The organism is Sporosarcina sp. FSL K6-6792 (genome assembly GCF_038004885.1).
Taxonomy (GTDB): domain Bacteria; phylum Bacillota; class Bacilli; order Bacillales_A; family Planococcaceae; genus Sporosarcina; species Sporosarcina psychrophila.
Genome location: NZ_JBBOSA010000001.1, coordinates 2,450,327 through 2,465,497 on the forward strand (window position 1 = coordinate 2,450,327; position 15,171 = coordinate 2,465,497).

Annotated in this window: 12 protein-coding genes and 2 riboswitches; of the genes, 5 read left to right on the forward strand and 7 right to left on the reverse strand. The window is 40.6% G+C overall.

Annotated features, from left to right (window positions below; translation table 11 throughout):
- Window positions 1–21 precede the first annotated feature (21 nt).
- On the forward strand, window positions 22–1,140 hold the full coding sequence (locus tag MKZ26_RS11925) for a 5-methyltetrahydropteroyltriglutamate--homocysteine S-methyltransferase (protein ID WP_340766328.1): 1,119 nt from the start codon (window positions 22–24) through the stop codon (window positions 1,138–1,140).
- 28 nt (window positions 1,141–1,168) lie between these two features.
- A riboswitch (SAM riboswitch) is annotated at window positions 1,169–1,279 on the forward strand.
- 82 nt (window positions 1,280–1,361) lie between these two features.
- Window positions 1,362–2,819 carry an MFS transporter gene (locus MKZ26_RS11930; RefSeq protein WP_340766329.1) on the forward strand — a complete coding sequence of 486 codons (1,458 nt, stop codon included), beginning with the start codon at window positions 1,362–1,364 and terminating at the stop codon, window positions 2,817–2,819.
- Window positions 2,820–3,040: 221 nt separating this feature from the next.
- On the opposite strand, the gene MKZ26_RS11935 is transcribed toward MKZ26_RS11930, so the two are convergent.
- A complete protein-coding gene (locus MKZ26_RS11935; RefSeq protein ID WP_255428568.1) occupies window positions 3,041–3,538 on the reverse strand; it encodes a flavin reductase family protein in 498 nt (165 codons plus the stop codon).
- A gap of 98 nt (window positions 3,539–3,636) precedes the next feature.
- Window positions 3,637–4,479 carry a pirin family protein gene (locus MKZ26_RS11940; RefSeq protein ID WP_340766330.1) on the reverse strand — a complete coding sequence of 281 codons (843 nt, stop codon included), beginning with the start codon at window positions 4,477–4,479 and terminating at the stop codon, window positions 3,637–3,639.
- A 283-nt stretch (window positions 4,480–4,762) separates the two neighbouring features.
- Between MKZ26_RS11940 and MKZ26_RS11945 the strand changes: the two genes are divergently transcribed.
- Window positions 4,763–5,122 carry a winged helix-turn-helix transcriptional regulator gene (locus MKZ26_RS11945; protein ID WP_187046581.1) on the forward strand — a complete coding sequence of 120 codons (360 nt, stop codon included), beginning with the start codon at window positions 4,763–4,765 and terminating at the stop codon, window positions 5,120–5,122.
- A 61-nt stretch (window positions 5,123–5,183) separates the two neighbouring features.
- Here MKZ26_RS11945 and MKZ26_RS11950 read toward each other — a convergent pair whose 3' ends face one another.
- From MKZ26_RS11950 to MKZ26_RS11960, 3 genes are all read right to left on the reverse strand, one after another.
- The gene (locus MKZ26_RS11950) at window positions 5,184–5,750 is read right to left on the reverse strand and encodes an NADPH-dependent FMN reductase (protein ID WP_340766331.1); all 567 of its coding nucleotides are present in this window, start codon (window positions 5,748–5,750) and stop codon (window positions 5,184–5,186) included.
- Window positions 5,751–6,804: 1,054 nt separating this feature from the next.
- Window positions 6,805–9,099 carry a 5-methyltetrahydropteroyltriglutamate--homocysteine S-methyltransferase gene (gene metE / locus MKZ26_RS11955; RefSeq protein ID WP_340766332.1) on the reverse strand — a complete coding sequence of 765 codons (2,295 nt, stop codon included), beginning with the start codon at window positions 9,097–9,099 and terminating at the stop codon, window positions 6,805–6,807.
- A gap of 45 nt (window positions 9,100–9,144) precedes the next feature.
- Window positions 9,145–11,016: a bifunctional homocysteine S-methyltransferase/methylenetetrahydrofolate reductase gene (locus MKZ26_RS11960; RefSeq protein ID WP_340766333.1), complete on the reverse strand. Its 1,872-nt coding sequence runs from the start codon at window positions 11,014–11,016 to the stop codon at window positions 9,145–9,147.
- 159 nt (window positions 11,017–11,175) lie between these two features.
- A riboswitch (SAM riboswitch) is annotated at window positions 11,176–11,284 on the reverse strand.
- 439 nt (window positions 11,285–11,723) lie between these two features.
- Between MKZ26_RS11960 and MKZ26_RS11965 the strand changes: the two genes are divergently transcribed.
- A complete protein-coding gene (locus MKZ26_RS11965; protein WP_197485359.1) occupies window positions 11,724–11,921 on the forward strand; it encodes a hypothetical protein in 198 nt (65 codons plus the stop codon).
- Window positions 11,922–12,092: 171 nt separating this feature from the next.
- On the opposite strand, the gene MKZ26_RS11970 is transcribed toward MKZ26_RS11965, so the two are convergent.
- Window positions 12,093–12,710: a TetR/AcrR family transcriptional regulator gene (locus MKZ26_RS11970; protein ID WP_340766334.1), complete on the reverse strand. Its 618-nt coding sequence runs from the start codon at window positions 12,708–12,710 to the stop codon at window positions 12,093–12,095.
- A 164-nt stretch (window positions 12,711–12,874) separates the two neighbouring features.
- Here MKZ26_RS11970 and MKZ26_RS11975 point away from each other — a divergent pair, with 164 nt between their 5' ends.
- Window positions 12,875–14,053 carry a YhgE/Pip domain-containing protein gene (locus tag MKZ26_RS11975; RefSeq protein ID WP_340766335.1) on the forward strand — a complete coding sequence of 393 codons (1,179 nt, stop codon included), beginning with the start codon at window positions 12,875–12,877 and terminating at the stop codon, window positions 14,051–14,053.
- An 88-nt stretch (window positions 14,054–14,141) separates the two neighbouring features.
- On the opposite strand, the gene MKZ26_RS11980 is transcribed toward MKZ26_RS11975, so the two are convergent.
- On the reverse strand, window positions 14,142–15,098 hold the full coding sequence (locus MKZ26_RS11980; RefSeq protein WP_340766336.1) for an ABC transporter substrate-binding protein: 957 nt from the start codon (window positions 15,096–15,098) through the stop codon (window positions 14,142–14,144).
- Window positions 15,099–15,171 lie beyond the last annotated feature (73 nt).

Sequence of the window (15,171 nt, forward strand, 5' to 3'; positions counted from 1 at the left end):
ATTGGAAAGAAGGAATTTAAATTGACAAAACCTATAGCCGTACAAACTTTGACGAAAGCACCATTTAAAGCAGATCACGTCGGGAGCTTTTTAAGACCAGAACGCCTAAAGCAGGCCCGTTTGCAAAGAGAAACCGGTGAAATCACTGCCGAAGAATTACGCATAATCGAAGACGAAGAAATTACAAAGCTCGTTGAAAAACAAAAAGAAGCTGGACTAAATTCTGTGACAGACGGAGAATTCCGCCGTAAATGGTGGCACTTTGACTTCCTTTCCGGCTTTGACGGCGTTGAGTTTTTCGAAACAGATAAAGGGCTCCAATTCAACGGTATTGTAACAAAAGCACACGGCATTAAAGTGACAGGAAAAATTGGGTTTAGCGACCATTACATGATTGAACACTTCAAGTTCCTGAAAAGCATCGCAGGTGATGCAGTCGCAAAGTTCACGATTCCAAGCCCGAATATGCTGATCCACAGAGCAACATTCGAAGAAGGCATCTATGCAAATGACGAAGAATTATTTGATGACTTGGTTACTGCCTATCAAGATGTAATTCAAGCACTGTACGATGAGGGCTGTCGTTATCTTCAAATCGATGACACGTCATGGGCTTCCTTCTTATCGGAAGAAGGAAGGGAAACATTGATAGCAAAGGGGCAAGATCCTGACAAACTTGTACAACTATCCGCACGGGCCATCAATGAATCCATCGCGAAAAGGCCAGCCGACTTGCTCGTGACGATGCATATTTGCCGTGGCAACTTCAAATCGACCTATTTTTCTAGTGGTGGCTACGAGGATGTATCCGAAACAATTTTCGGCGGATTAGATGTTGACGGTCTTTTCCTTGAGTTTGACGACGAACGCTCCGGCAGTTTTGAACCGTTGCGCCATGTCAATCGCCCTGACCTTTTCGTCGTATTAGGCTTGATCACCTCTAAATTCGGCGAATTAGAGGCCCCTGAACAGCTTAAAGCAAGAATAGCAGAGGCCACAAAGTATGTTCCTTTAGATCAACTATGCTTAAGCCCACAATGCGGCTTCGCATCAACAGAAGAAGGTAATCAGTTAACTGAAGAACAACAATGGGAAAAAGTTCGTCATGTTGTAACTATCGCGCAAGACGTTTGGCAGTAACCTTTACTAATTAAATAGGCTAATAAAACTCTTATGAAGAGCGGTGGAGGGGCTGGCCCTATGAAACCCGGCAACCATTCAACAATCATGTTGATAAGGTGCTAATTCCTGCAAAGCACTATGCTTTGGAAAATGAGAGGGTATTTTCTCTCGAATGCCTCTCTACTAACACAGTGGAGGGGCATTTTGTTTTATTAACAATAGAATTGGATGTGTGAGGAATGAAAAAGGAAGGCTTGCAAAGATATCATACGATTTGGGGCTTGTTATTTTTAGGTTGGTTTGTTTCTTACGTTGACCGGGTTGCAACTGGGCCGATTATTACATATATGATTGAAAATGAAGTTTCTTTTTTTGCAGACGTGGCAAACCCCCATGGAATTGGCGGATTGATTGGTAGTTTATTTTTTGCCGGTTTTATGTTAATGCAATTTCCTGGTGGCTACTTTGGGGACAGGTTTGGCTATCGTGCTATTATCATTTTAAGTATTGTTTGGGCTGGAATCGCCACTTTATTAACAGGTTTGGTGGGGGGCCTTGTTGCATTTATTCTTTTCCGAGTCCTACTCGGGCTAGGCGAAGGCGTTTTTTATTCGAATGACCGCTCTTATATTGCCTATCATACACCTCCTGAAAAAGTTGGATTAGGAATGGGCGTGGCGCTTACCGGACTTTCTGTTGGTCTGACAGCGGGCACACTTGGCGTCCCTTATCTTATTACAGTCGCAGAACCATTTATGGGTGAAGGGGCTTGGCGCTTTCCTTTTTTCGTGACCGGAACAATTACACTCATTATTGCACTCCTACTATTTAAATATATGAAGCCCAAAAACGATTCAAGTGCTTCTGTAGATTTATCTTCACCTGGTATTAAAGCACAGTTTGGCAAAGGGCTATTGTACATGTCCATGTACTCCGCCGTTTTTCTTGTCATAGTGATGGGCATCTATTATTTTTCCGTCAAACTAGGTCTGTCCTCTATCGCGATTGCGGTCATTCTTGTTGCACTTTGTCCGCTCTTAATACTTTATTTATACACAACGAAGAAGTCTGAAATAAAACCGTTAATAGCGAATAAGAATCTTTTCTTATTGTACTTATTCTTTATCCCTATCATGTGGCATCTATGGTTTTACGGATTTTGGTCCGTCTCTATCGTCAAAGATTTCGGTGGCGGTGCGTTAATGGCTGCCGCTTTGATTGCATCGTTTAATGGTTTGGCCGGAATCATTGGTTTTCCTCTTGGCGGCAAAATTTCTGACATAGTGGCCAATCGTCCAAATGGGCGACGTAACGTCCTTGCTGTACTAACCGCTGTACTGACTGTAACTATTTTTATATTTGCAGTCTATGTCATGATGGGTAATAACAACCCCATCGTTATGTCTGTCATTTTGTTTGTCTCCGGATTATTCTTTTTTGCATTGCAACCGGTGGCACATGCTCTGGCTTCCGATTTGACGCCCGAAAAAAGCAGAGGATCCATGTTTGGAATGCTCAATTTGATTGGAGAAATCGGAGCAGTTCTCTCACCTGTCGTCTCCGGAGTCATTCGAGATAACACCGGTAGCTGGGGCTTGCCACTTCTACTCGATGGTGTATTAATGGCGGCGGGCCTAGTTCTAGTGCTAGCCATCTCCAGTAAGGCGGTCCGCAAGAACGTTGTATCCTTGGCTTGAGAAAAGCGCAAGATACCCTTTAAGATGCAACAGGCATACGTCAATCAACGGTAGAAGAAGAGTGTACTACGAATTAGAACTTCCGGATAATTGGAAGTTCTAATTTTTTCCTATATCAACATTAAACTTTAACAGAGCCTCTTTTTCAAGAAAAAAAGGCGTGTCATCAGTAGATTAAACTGATGACACGCCTTTTTACACTGTAGATTGTATAGACACTGTCAGCTATAAAATTCTTCTGGAATTGCACCTATAGTTCTACGGTGATACAAAAGTGGTTCTTTACTTTCATTCTGAATATCTAATACTTCGCCTATTAATATCGTATGATCTCCAGCCTCAATTTGTTGCACCGTCTTACATTGTAAAACCGCAAGCGAATTTGAAAGTACTGGTAGGTTTAAATCCGATTCTTTCCAATCACATTGACTAAATCGATCAGCAACCCTGCTTGAGAATAACGTACATAACTCACTTTGATCTGCTGCCAAAATATTCACCGAAAATTTTTCAGCATCTAGAAAGTCACTATAAGTGGATACTCTTTTATCAATGGACCATAAAATTAGTAAAGGCTCTAATGATACCGATGCAAATGAATTGACCGTTAATCCCATCGGTTTTTTATCTGCATCAAATGCTGTAACGACAGTGACTCCCGTCGGGTAATTCCCCATTGCTTCTTTAAAACTCGCTACCTGCTCTATCTTACTTCCCATATCAGCAACTCCCATTTTCTTATTTCACTTAAAATCATATCAAATCTATTAGAATATTTCATACTTTGTGATTCCGCACTAAATTCACTGATACATGTTCACTCGAATCTTCCTTCTCTGTAATCTTTATAGGCCTGCATAATCTCTTCTTCTGAATTCATCACAAACGGGCCGCGAGCTACTACTTTTTCTCCGACAGGCTTACCTGCATATAACATGATATGCAGTTTCTCTTCTGCGTGAATCTTCACTTCAGTTTGTTCTTCATCTGTTCCACGTTCCAACCAGAGAACCTGCCCCTTCTTCCCCTCCACGCTTTCACTGCCAAATGACCCTATTCCTTCTATTATATACAGAAATCCATTGTAACTGCCGGGAAGGTCCTGTGTAACAGTGGTACCGGGTTCAATGATCAATTCAACCATCGTAACAGGCACGTGATTTTTCGTGTCAGCCGTAACACCTTCCGATGAACCGGAAAAGACACGTATCGTAGCGCCGTCTTCATGACGGACCGACATATCTTGTGCACGCATGTTCTGGTAACGCGGTTCCGTCATTTTTTTATCACTTGGAAGATTGACCCACAGTTGCAAGGATTGGACCGTTTCCCCAACAGCCGGATCCTCTGTATGAATGATCCCTTTACCCGCTGTCATCCATTGAACGTCTCCAGGGTGTAGTTCCCCTCCCCCAGTCTTATTGTCAAAGTGTTCTAGCGTCCCATCAATGACGTACGTAACAGTTTCAATACCACGGTGAGGATGCATACCAAATGTTCCACGCACGAAAAAGTCTTCAGCCATCAATAGAAATGGATCGACTTCTTCCCAGTTTCCCGGTTCAATGACCAATCCTACTTTATGAGTTGGCGAGTGTTCCTGATAAACGACATCCCTTACACTTCTGATTCCCCTTGAAAAGACCGATTTATTATTCATATTAAATTCCTCCTTCTGTTTTGGATATATATGTTGAATTAAAAGATCCCATTGTATTTGCTACGGTGCTAAGGAATGCCCCGTCCTAAGACATGCTTCGGCTGCCCCTTGTAAGGTGCTTTCGCTAAGTTTAGAAAGCTGTTCATTTGTTCAGCATATATAGCTAAATTTTACCGAATAGTAATGAATCACTATATATGTTATTATGGAATAAATTCACCAAAATGTGAAGTACACACTTGAAAGTGCTATAGTATACAAAAAGATACTAATGGAGGTTATTATGGGGATAAAGCCTGAACTATGTAAAGTTGACGAAGCTTTAGGTATCTTGGTAGGTAAATGGAAACCAATCATTTTACTGCATTTATTTACTGAAGGAACACAGAGGTTTAGTGAATTAAAAAGATTAATGCCAGGGATTACCCAAAAAATGTTGACCAAGCAATTAAGGGAATTGGAAGATGAAGATATTATTAACAGAGTCATCTATCCACAGGTCCCACCGAAAGTTGAGTATTCTATCTCGGATTACGGAAAAAGCTTACAGCCCATCTTAGCAATTATGCACGAATGGGGCACCGGTCATGCCACACATATTGAAAAGAAAAGAATTAGCCAGAATACCAGCGACGCACTATAATGGATAAATCAAAAACAGACACTCTCCAGGGAGTGTCTGTTTTTGATGATCAGGAGATTTCTTAAGCTTTAACTGTAGTATTTGTTTTGTTATAGAACTCAATAAAGTTAAAGACTACTGAATCCAAGAAATCAATCGTAGCTTTATCAGTAAGTTCGCCAGCTTCGTTCATTTTCTCATGAACTGAACCGATGTATACTTCGTTACCTGGCAGTAAGACAGGAGCTAACGCTGGGTTTGACAGGATTTCTCTTAAGTGGAGTTGCGCACGGATACTTCCGAATGCTCCCATAGATGATCCTACGATGAAGCCAGGTTTGTTTTTAAGTGTGAAATCGCCACCACGTGATAACCAGTCGATAGCATTTTTCATTGCGCCTGGAATAGAGAAGTTATATTCAGGAACTGCAAATAATACAGCATCTGAATCTTTTACATTATTTTTAAAATCAACTACGTTTGCAGATGGGTTGCTTTCTATATCAATTGAAAACATATCAAGATCATTGATAAAGACAGGTGTAATGTCTAATTGATCTGCATAACGACTTCTCATATGTTCAACTATTTTTAAGTTGAATGAAGTTGAACTTGTACTACCGATAATTGCCTTAACTTTAATTGCCATGATGTAAAACTCCTCTATTATATATAATTGTGATTGTAATTCAGCTTCCTATACTAATTATACACAAGTAAATCAAATTAGGTAGTACGCACTTCAAAGTGCCATAGTATATGAAAGGATACCACTAGAACAAAAGTGAAATTGCTGACCTAAGCTCATCATATTTTCCTGCGTAACCGAGCATATTCTTCGCGCGACCGATCATTTCCCTTGCCAACCGAGCATATTCTTCACGCGACCGATCAAATACCCCGTCAACCAAGCATATTCTTCACGCGACCCATCATATCCCTCACAAACCAGGCATATACTTCACCCGACCAAGCATATACCGCCAACCGATCATATCCCCCGACAACCAAGCATATACTTCCCCCGACCGATCATATCCCTCGCCAACCAAGCATATACTTCACGCAACCGATCATATCCTCCGACAACCGAGCATATACTTCTCCCGACCAATCATATACCCCGCAAACCGAGCATATCCTTCACACGACCGATCATATCTCTCACCAACCAAGCATATACCGCCAACCGAGCATATTCTTCGCCCGACCAATCATATCCCTCACCAACCGAGCATATCCTTCACGCAACCAATCATATACTCTGACAACCGAGCATATTCTTCACGCGACCGATCAAATACCCCGTCAACCGAGCATATACTTCACGCGACCGATCATATCCTCCGCCAACCAAGCATATACTTCTCCCGACCGATCATATCCTACGACAACCGAGCATATACTTCAAGCGACCGATCATATCCTCCGTAAACCAAGCATATACTTCTCTCGACCAATCATATATCCCGTCAACCAAGCATATACTTCACACGACCGATCATATCCCTCACGCAACCGAGCATATACTTCGCAAACCAATAATCCCCCGACCACAATAAAAAGGTATCTCCCCGTCATTCATGCACGGGAAGATACCTTTTTTATTTTGAACATATGAATACATGTACTAACAAAGCAATGGTGCCTTACTGGGATAGCCTAAGCGGATTTGAAAGGAATCTTTATTTCAACTTAAATAATTAATTCTTAAGCGTAGCTAATTGACTTTCTCTAACTTCTTTCGCCGCTTCAACCATGATTTTCAAAGCGCCAATTGTCTCTTCTTCTTTTCTTGTTTTCAAGCCACAATCCGGGTTAATCCAAAATTGTTTTGGATTAATTGTTTTGAGTGCACGATTAATATTTTGTTTCATTTCTTCCTTGCTTGGAACACGTGGGCTGTGGATGTCATAAACGCCTAAGCCAATTTCTTTATCATACGTATTGTTCTCAAATGCAGCGATAATTTCGCCATGACTTCTTGACGTTTCGATTGAAATAACATCCGCATCCAATGCACTAATGGATTTGATAATACCGCTGAATTCCGAGTAACACATATGCGTATGAATTTGCGTGTCGTTTTCAACAGAAGAAGTTGCCAATTTGAATGCATAGACAGCAGCATCTAAGTAACTTTCGCGTTTATCTTGATCCAACGGTAGACCTTCTCGAAGCGCAGGTTCATCTACCTGAATCATGCGAATACCGTTCTTTTCAAGCTCTTCAATTTCTTTACGAAGTGCAAATGCAATTTGGTTCAATACGTCAAAACGAGGAATGTCATCTCGGACAAACGACCAATTCAAAATCGTTACAGGGCCCGTCAGCATACCTTTTACAGGCTTCGTTGTTAACGTTTGAGCATAGACACTTTCTTTCACAGTAATTGGTTCACTAAACGCAACATCACCTAAAATGAGTGGTGGCTTGACGCAACGCGAACCATAAGACTGAACCCAGCCAAACTGTGATACTGCAAATCCTTCGAACTTTTCACCGAAGTATTCAACCATATCTGTTCTTTCAAATTCACCATGGACCAAAACATCAATGCCGATGTCTTCTTGAATTTCAATCCATTTGTCAATCTGATCTTTGATAAATTGCTCGTAGGCCTCGTTTGTAATTTCCCCTTTACGCCATTTAGATCTTGTCTGTCTTACTTCTGACGTCTGCGGTAAACTCCCGATTGTCGTTGTCGGCAGAAGAGGCAAATTAAAACGTTTTTGCTGCTCGATAATTCGTTTCGCAAATGGCAATGAGCGATTTACATCTTGCTCAGTTAGATTTTCAATCGTTTCTTTCACTTCAACGTTTTGCCGATACTTCGAGTTATTTAGACGAGCAAGTGCGTTCCTGCTCTCCTCAAGTCCTGTCGCAATCGTTTCAGTGCCATCGTGAATCCCCCGACTAAGGAGCACAATTTCAGCAAGCTTCTGATCAGCGAATGACAGACCCCCTTTAATAATCGGATCCAATTTCTCTTCAGTTTCCGTACTGACAGGAACATGAAGAAGTGAAGAGGAAGGTTGAACAATCAAACGGCTTTTATCAACATGTAACTGAATTTCTTCTAATAGCGTTACTTTTTTATCCAGATCCGCACGCCACACATTTCGACCGTCAATGACACCCGCCGCAAGTACTTTGTCTTGAGGAAAACCATATTTTTGTAGCAATTCAAGCGAATCGCCATGAACAAAGTCTAAACCAAATCCGTGTACCGGCAGCGCAACAACCGCTTCATAATTAGCTACTTTTTCAAAATAAGTTTGTATGATAATCTTTAATTGTGGCACTGCTTCATGAATTGCTGCGTATGCCTGTTGCACATGTTGGAAATCCTCTTCTGTCAACTTACTTGTAAGAATCGGCTCATCAATCTGAACCCACTCAACGCCTGCCACTACAAGCTCTTTCAATACTTCAATGTACAACGGCGTAAACTGTTGCAATAAAGTAGAAAAATTCTCTTCGCCAAAAGATTTTGCCAGTTTAATATATGTAACTGGGCCTAGGATAACCGGCTTGCCATCAATACCCAGCTTTTCTTTTGCTTCCTTATAAAAAGCGAGCGGGCGGTTCTCTACTAATTGCGGCGTTACACCTTCTAGTTCCGGAACAATATAGTGATAATTTGTATTAAACCATTTTGTCATCTCTGAGGCAACCGCATCTTTAGTTCCACGCGCAATTGCAAAGTATGTTTCCAAAGGTACTTTACCACCCGCATACTCGAAGCGTTTTGGTACGACACCAAACATAATAGATGTGTCCAGCACATGGTCGTATAATGAAAAATCTCCAACCGGGATAAGGTCAACACCGAATTCTTTTTGTTTCTGTAGACTTTCTAAACGAAGCGTTTCCGTTGTTTTCAGTAGCTGTTCTTCTGATGTTGCCCCATTCCAAAAACTTTCCAACGCCCTTTTCCATTCACGTTTTCCACCGATTCTTGGATATCCACTAGTTGAACTTTGTACTTTTACCATTGTATGTTAGCCCCTTTATTTTTTATAGTATTTTTTCAATCTGTTTTAATACACGATACTCTCGGTTTGGACCACCTCCCTTGCTACAATCACATCCACTTTACTGTGTATATACTCCGTCAAATTCACGGTCATGTCATAGCGCATAAAGGGAGTGATTAAATAGATGCCATGAAAATGCTCCAGCGCCACATCGATCAATTCTTTCGAAACCTGTAAGCCTTCTTTCGTAGACTGCTCACGATTACCATCAGATAAAGCCATTCTTGCACGTACTTGATCCGTCAACTTAATGCCTGGTACCTCATTGTGTAGAAATTCGGCGTTTTGCGATGAAGTCAGCGGCATAATTCCGATGTAAATTGGCGTCTCAATATGTTTTGTTGCCTCGTATACTTCTATTATCTTCTCCGTGCTATAGATAGGCTGGGTAATAAAATAGTCGGCTCCTGCTTCTATTTTTTTCTCTAATCTCTCCACAGCGCGATCTAAATGACGCACGTTCGGATTAAAGGCCGCTGCCACAGTAAAGGATGTTTTCTGTTGCAATGACTTTCCAGACTTTGAAATGCCCTCATTGAATTGCTTTATGAGTTGAATCAATTCAAAGGATGTCACATCGAAAACGGATGTTGCTCCGGGGAAATCTCCAATTTTCGTAGGGTCCCCCGTAATCGCTAGCAATTCAGTAATACCCAGTGTGTGTAATCCCATGAGATGCGACTGTAATCCAATTAGATTGCGATCTCGGCATGTAATATGGACCAAAGGTGTTGCACCAATCTTTTGTTTAACAAGCGAAGCCATTGAAGCGTTGCAAATTCTCGGCGTCGCTAGGGAATTATCGGCCAGTGTAATGGCATCCACGCCTGCATCCTTTAACGCCTGAGCCCCCTCAAAGAACTTGCCCGTGTTTAAATGTTTGGGCGCATCAAGTTCAACAATTATCGAATGTCTTTTTCTCACTGTCTCAAGCAATGTTGGCGGTTGAGATTCCTTCAATTCAGACTCCACAACCTCTGTCTTTACCTCCTTCTTCTTAACAAGCTTTTCTTGAATTGGTTCCCGAATTGTAAGTCCTTTCACTAGGGCCCTAATATGTTCTGGCGTCGTCCCACAACATCCTCCTATTAAACTAACTCCTGCCTTCCGAAAACTCAGCGCGAACTTCTCGAAATATTCAGGCTCATTTTCGTAAAAAAGTTTCCCATCCTTATATCCTGGATAACTAGCATTCGGATACACCGAGAGTAAAGCACGCTTCATCAACGGCACAGTTTCTAATGACTTCAGCATGTGGTGAGGGCCAAGGCGACAGTTAATGCCTACTATATCTGCACCTAAATCTTCCAACTGCTGTAAAGCATCTATGAGCTCTATTCCATTTTGGAGCACCCCCGCTTCATGCATTGAAACGTTCGTAATAATTGGGATATCTGTCTCCTCACGTGCAATTTTGAGCACGGTTGTTAATTCATCAAAATCGTAATAAGTTTCTAAAAGTAGGCCGTCCACTCCCTCAAGAAGTAAGCAATATAGTTGTTCCCTAAAACTGCGCTTGATTTCATCCTTTGTTCCAATGGATGTTCGAGATCCATGAATACCCCCGATAGTTCCAAGGACGAACGTATTTTTACCCGCTGCTTTTTTTGCAATTTGAACTGCGGCTTTATTTATCTTTTTTACACTGTCCTCTAACCCATGACGTGCTAACTTGATATAATTCGCACCATACGTATTAGTTTGAATAATATCCGCACCTGCCTCTATATAGGCTTGGTGGATGCGAAGCACTTGATCTGGATGTGTCAAGTTCAGCTCTTCAAAACAAAGATCCACACCGTGTGAATAAAGTAGAGTTCCCATTGCACCATCACCGATCAAAATTCGTTCTTTCATAGTATCTAGTAAATTCACGACTATCACTTGCTCCTTTCACTTTCCCAAAGTCCCGTTCCGGAAATACTCTTCATCATTCTTCAAAATATGTTACTTAATGGGAAAATTAGTTAAAATAAAAAGAGCCTCTTCCTATGTTGAATAAAGGAAGTAGACTCTAAATCTGAATAAGTCTTCTCCTCATCTACCAAGTCGTGTTATCAACTTGCTGGAATTAGCACCATGCCATAAAATGGCGGTTGCTGAGGTGTCATCGGGCCAGTCCCTATACCTCTCTAGATAAGAAAAACTATTAAATTGGATTTGCTTAGTTACGTTATTACAGACTTTACATCATTGTTGGAAAATTAGCAACACCTTTTTGGAAAGTAATTAATTTATTTTACAGATTCAGACTATTGCTTATCACTTTAAACAACATAGTTGCTAAACAGCCTTTCGCCATCCTTCATTTAAATTCTTACGTCCCTCTTAGCTTAAAAAGGTCAATCAAGGTACCAATAAGTCACTTTTGTCAATTGATCCTTTTCCAGAATTGATTGCATAACCCACCGCTCTTACTCCCCCATCCTAAGTGAGCTAAATGCACATAATAATAATATTAATAATGAGTCCATTAACCACTGTCCCCTCTGTAACCCTGCATATAATAAACTATAAGAACAATAACGAACGACCCGTTTACTCAGTTGTTGTTCCCATCAAATTGAAGGGAGGTCATTGACTTGAAAACTTCCTTGGGCATCTGGATTGGTTGGTTAGCAATAATTTTAGCGGCTATAGGGTTCTTTTATGCTCCTTATTGGTTAGGTGGTGGCGCACTCGTTTTAGGCTTAGTCTGTTTAGCTTCTCCACAAAAAGCATTGGCATGGATTTCAATCCTGCTTGGAGCCATCGTATTATTAATCACGATGTTCCAGTAGCCGGATAATTAATGATACTTCAAGGTATGTTTGGGCTCCTACCATACATACCTTTTTTATTTGATTTGTATGCTTACGATTTACTATATATTGAACAAATGAATACCTATAGTTACTAGGCGAAGACGCCGTAGCAAATTTGAAGGGATTCTTTATTTAAGCTTAATGTAGTTAGCCTTTTTTTAATCCAGCCACATGAGCAGGGCCCCAAAACGTCGTTTGTGATAAAATATGTGCCATTTCTTGTGGTGATCTATCCATTCCACTCTCCAGCCAACATTGAATGACTCCTAGATGCGCTGAACTTACGTAAGCTACTAAATAATCAAGTGGAACCACCATATTTTCCTCATTCAAGAAATCACTAAACTTATGAAGCATTTTCTTTTTTATGAATCCCTTTAATCGAACTTGAAAAGAGGGATTCCCATTCGGTCCTAAAATAACCTTCATAAATTCAAAATTCTCTTCGAGGAATTCAAATAACTTGATTACAAATGGAAGTGGCTCCTCAACTTTAACATCGTTTGCATAATTTTGGTTCACTGCATTCCAAGCTTCTTCTGCAATTCTATCCAGTTCCACAAAAATTTCCTCTTCACTTTGTTCCAATAAATCATACTTATCTTTGTAATGTAGATAGAATGTCCCTCTGTTGATGTTAGCTTTTTCCGTCAAATCACTTACCGTTATTGCCTCAAATCCTTTTTCCTCCATCAATTGTGTAAACGTGTCTCGAATCATCCGCCTGGTTCGGATGATTCTCCGATCCATTTTCTTCCCTTCCATGACAATCACTCTCCTTTTTTCAAGCTGATATTGAACGTATTTCTTCTATTTGTTGATTAATAAACAGACCTCAGTCAATTGATTATTGATGTTATTAGTAATTCAATTATAATATACACGTAGGTCACTAATCAACAACGTGTTCATTAAAAGGAGGTTTTACAATGAATGTCTTAAAAAATAAATTGACATTTATTTCACCCATTGCTGTAATCGCCATTATTTTCATTTTTTCATTAACGCTTATTCCTTCCATTAGTCCAGCACCTAAAGAAATGCCCGTTGCAATAGTCAACGAAGACCAAGGTGCTACTCTTCCGAATAAGACAGATATGAACATGGGCAACACAATTATCGAAAATATTCGTTCACAAGCCATCCCCGGTCAAGATTCACCAATCAAATGGATTGAAGTGAATAGCTTTGCTGAAGTTCAAAAAGGATTGAATGAAAAGAAATACTATGCTGCATTAATGATTCCATCGGACTTCAGTAAAAATCAGGTTTCCCTTCAAACGCCGGAGCCGGTTTCACCTGAAATCCAGATTTTCTTGAATCAGGGCATGAACCCGTTGGCGGCTAATACGGCAGGACAGGTATTAAATGGAATGGTCGATGGAATAAATGCTAATGTCCGAACACAGCTATTGGAAGGTTTCGAAATGCAGGGCGGGACGATTACAACAGAGCAGGCGGCTCTTCTTGTCTCCCCAATTACGAAAACGGTCATCAATGTTAACGAAATCGGAACAAAAAGCGCGAATGGGAATGCCCCTGTCACAATGTTTCAGCCAATTTGGATGGGTAGCATTGCCGGAGCGGCTATTATTTTCATGACAATTAGCAAGACCGTATTTAGAAACCGTAAAGATAAGTTGGTAGGCGTTTCGATCCAGGTATTACTAGGTGCAGTTCTTGCGCTGATCGCTGGATTTGGGTTAACGTGGCTAGCTAGTACGATGCTAGGCTTGAACATTCCGAAGTTTGGTGATACCGGCCTATTTCTATCACTCACCTACTTCACTTTCTTCCTAATGATTTCAGCAGTTCTCATGTGGCTTGGGATCAAAGGCATTCCTATTTTCGTCATTATGCTGTTCTTCGGAGCGCCACTTCTAGCGATGCCACCAGAGTTCATGTCTTCCTTCTATCGCGATTGGATTAACTCTTGGCTTCCAATGCGCCATATGATTGAAGGTCTTCGTGAACTGTTCTTCTTTGGCAAAGGATTTGGCTGGAGTCATTCAGTTCAAATGCTGACATGGATAGGTCTCGGAAGTATTGTTGTATTATTCGGTTCTGTATTTAAAAAAGGACCTAAAGAAGACGCAGCTGAACAGTAAATTATGTATACAAAAACAGCCCAGTGAAGCGAGTAAATATCGCATCATCGGGCTGTTTTCAGCTTTTTATTATTTCATTCCATTTAAATTACTTTTTCAAGAAATACTCCTCAATATCATCTAGCATTAAGTTCGCTGCTAATACACCACCAGCAGTGTTCCAAATGATGTCATTTACTTGTGAGACATTTCCACTTTTCGCGACATTTAGATTTTTAAATAATGGATCCTCAATCCAGTCGTTTGTAAGCTTCGTTGCTTCGTTATCTCCAGTTTCATAAGTGAAGTAAAAGAGCACATCGCCATCCATAGCTGGAATACGTTCTTTCGTGAGGCCTTTTTCAGCAAAATCGTCCACATCTTGTCCATCTGCGCGCGCAAATCCAAGTTGATCTAGAATCACACCCGAGAAGGAATCCTTATGGTAAATGCGTACATCTCCCGCCATAAAGCGAACCATTGATATCTTTTTCTTCTTTTGGTCTCCTAAATCAGCCTTTATTGTTTCAATGCGATTATTGTATTCTCCTAATACTTCATTACCTTTTTCTTCTTGATTTACTGCTTTCGCATATAATTTAAAGTTTTCCTGCCAATCCCCGCGAAGTGTTTCTGCAAAAACAGTTGGGGCAATTTTGCTTAACTGTTCGTAAACTGCTTCGTGACGCATTTTATTCCCAATGATCAGATCTGGTTTTAAAGATGCTATCTTTTCTAAACTTGGTTCTGATTCAATACCCACAGATTCAGTACCTGTCATGTCCATATGATCATACCAAATTTTCTCAGCGGGTGATTGAACTGCACCTACAGGTTGAATTCCTATTGATAGAAGGGCTTCAGCACCTTCGTTTGTTAAGACTACAATGCGTTTTGGTGTTCCTTTTACATCTGTACTTCCCATTGCATGATCGACAGTATATGTTTCCACATCAGTTGGTTGTGCACTTTCACCTGAATCTTTTGACTCCTTAGTAGCCCCACAAGCCGCTAATACAAGAATACTCATAATAAGTATGAGGGATGATATTTTTCGCATGTACATTATTTCCTCCTGTTAATTGAGAATGAAAATCATTTACACTTAGTATGCTATATGCTAATATATTTCATGTCAA

Excerpts from the sequence above, each read along its gene's own strand:
- MKZ26_RS11930 (WP_340766329.1), top strand. The coding sequence starts at position 1,362 with ATGAAAAAGGAAGGCTTGCAAAGATATCATACGATTTGGGGCTTGTTA.
- MKZ26_RS11935 (WP_255428568.1), bottom strand. The coding sequence starts at position 3,538 with ATGGGAAGTAAGATAGAGCAGGTAGCGAGTTTTAAAGAAGCAATGGGG.
- MKZ26_RS11940 (WP_340766330.1), bottom strand. The coding sequence starts at position 4,479 with ATGAATAATAAATCGGTCTTTTCAAGGGGAATCAGAAGTGTAAGGGAT.
- MKZ26_RS11945 (WP_187046581.1), top strand. The coding sequence starts at position 4,763 with ATGGGGATAAAGCCTGAACTATGTAAAGTTGACGAAGCTTTAGGTATC.
- MKZ26_RS11950 (WP_340766331.1), bottom strand. The coding sequence starts at position 5,750 with ATGGCAATTAAAGTTAAGGCAATTATCGGTAGTACAAGTTCAACTTCA.
- metE (WP_340766332.1), bottom strand. The coding sequence starts at position 9,099 with ATGGTAAAAGTACAAAGTTCAACTAGTGGATATCCAAGAATCGGTGGA.
- MKZ26_RS11970 (WP_340766334.1), bottom strand. The coding sequence starts at position 12,710 with ATGGAAGGGAAGAAAATGGATCGGAGAATCATCCGAACCAGGCGGATG.
- MKZ26_RS11975 (WP_340766335.1), top strand. The coding sequence starts at position 12,875 with ATGAATGTCTTAAAAAATAAATTGACATTTATTTCACCCATTGCTGTA.
- MKZ26_RS11980 (WP_340766336.1), bottom strand. The coding sequence starts at position 15,098 with ATGTACATGCGAAAAATATCATCCCTCATACTTATTATGAGTATTCTT.